The organism is Collinsella sp. AF11-11 (assembly GCF_003465485.1).
Lineage (GTDB): Bacteria > Actinomycetota > Coriobacteriia > Coriobacteriales > Coriobacteriaceae > Collinsella.
The window spans coordinates 1-1,895 of the sequence record NZ_QSAS01000035.1; the positions used below are offsets into that span (position 1 = coordinate 1).

Sequence of the window (1,895 nt, forward strand, 5' to 3'; positions counted from 1 at the left end):
CGCTGCATGAGCATGCCCTTCTGGCGCGAGGACCTCTAAGGTTTTCAAAGACCCGTACAGGTCTTAATACAAACATCTAGCTGCCATTAGATGTCTCCCAATGGGACGGTGCGGTTCTTTCGCACCGTCCCATTCATGTTTATTGACGCTAAATTAAGATCAGATAAGGTGGCCATGGATATCAAGACAATCGGTGTTGAGGAATGGCTCAACGTTTGGGAGAAGAGTGCTACCTGGGATATCGCTCAGTCGACGATCTCGTCGCTGACCATGGGTGAGCTTCGCGCACTTGACGAGCAGGACGGTGCTACGTTCTACGAGCGCCTGGATCGCGAGAAGATGAACTACGGCTGGATCGAGGGATCGCCGGAATTTAAGGCCGAGGTCGCCAAGCTGTATCGTCGCGATGTCAATCCCGATCACATTCTGCAGACCAATGGCTGCACGGGCGCCAACCTCAACGCCATCATGGCCGTTGTGGAGCCCGGCGATCACGTGATTGCCGAGTGGCCTACCTATGCGCCGCTCTACGAGATTCCGCGTACGCTGGGTGCCGAGGTCGAGTATTGGGAGCTCCGCGAGGAGCTCGGCTGGAAGCCCGATATCGATGAGCTCAAGCGCTTGGTGCGCCCCAACACCAAGCTTATCTGCATCAATAACGCATCGAACCCCATCGGTACGGTGCTCGATGCCGATACGCTCGGGCAGATTGCCGAGATTGCCCGTTCGGTGGGCGCCTACGTGCTGTGCGACGAGGTGTATCTGCCGCTCGAGAACACCGAGTCCTTTATGTCGATGGCCGACGTGTACGAGAAGGCCATTGTCACCAACTCGGTGTCCAAGACCTATTCGACGCCTGCGGCCCGCGTGGGCTGGGTCGTGGCCAACGAAGAGGTGTCCAACCGCATCCGCACCTATCGTGACTACACCATGATCTGCGGCGGCGTGTTCAACGACGCCCTGGCGACCTACGTGCTCGAGCACAAGGATAAGATCCTTGAGCGCAACCGTAAGATCGTGTTTGGCAACCGCGATATCGCACAGGCTTGGATTGATACGCAGGACCGCGTCTCCTGGACGGCCCCGCAGGGCGTATCCACCTCGTTTATCCAGCTGGATATTCCCGAGGACGACGAGGAGTTCTGCAAGCGCTTGTTGGCCGAGAGGGGAGTGCTGCTGGTTCCCGGTAGCCGCTTTGAGCTTCCCTGCGGCGCACGCCTGGGCTACTGCGCGAGCGAAGACGTTCTTCGCGAGGGCCTGAGGCTTCTGGGTGAGGCGCTGGCCGAGTTCGATCGCTAGGATCACGACTTCCTTCGAAGTCCGTATTCAAATTGGCCGACGATAATCGATAACAGACCCGTTTCCCATGAGGGGGCGGGTCTGTTTTTTATACCGAGAAGTCAAGTTGTTACAAATGAGGCCGTACGGCAAGCTGATATCCGCTGGGCCTTATACTGAGCTTCCGGTGAACGGTATCCAACGTCTGGTAAACGGTAGCCTGGTTGCTAAAAATGAATAGGACGAACTTTTTTCTGAATAAAAATCAAAATGGTTGAGACATAGCAAGAATTGCGAATTCTATTCATACCTTTGCGTGAAATATGCAAATTGAGGGTGGTTCAAGAAAGATTAGTTCCAATTGATTTTCCGGTTAAAAAAGCGTTTAAGCACGTAGATACACTTTATTAAGTCAAAGTGTACCATGCGTGAAGTATATGTGTATGCCGTTCACCCCGTATAAAAAACCGTTCGGGGGCAAGGTGGAAGTATGGGCTGATTTTGGATATAAATATGTCGTCAGCAATAACGCCTCACACGGAGGGGCGCTAACGAATCGGCCCTGACAAGGGCCCGAAAGAAAGGTAGGAGGCCATGACGAAAGGTCTGCACGTGCC

At 54.2% G+C, this 1,895-nt stretch carries 1 protein-coding gene; it reads left to right on the forward strand.

All coding sequences use genetic code 11. From position 1 onward, the window contains the following. Window positions 1–174: 174 nt before the first annotated feature. A complete protein-coding gene (locus DWV58_RS09700) occupies window positions 175–1,299 on the forward strand; it encodes an aminotransferase (RefSeq protein WP_117776942.1) in 1,125 nt (374 codons plus the stop codon). Window positions 1,300–1,895: the final 596 nt, after the last annotated feature.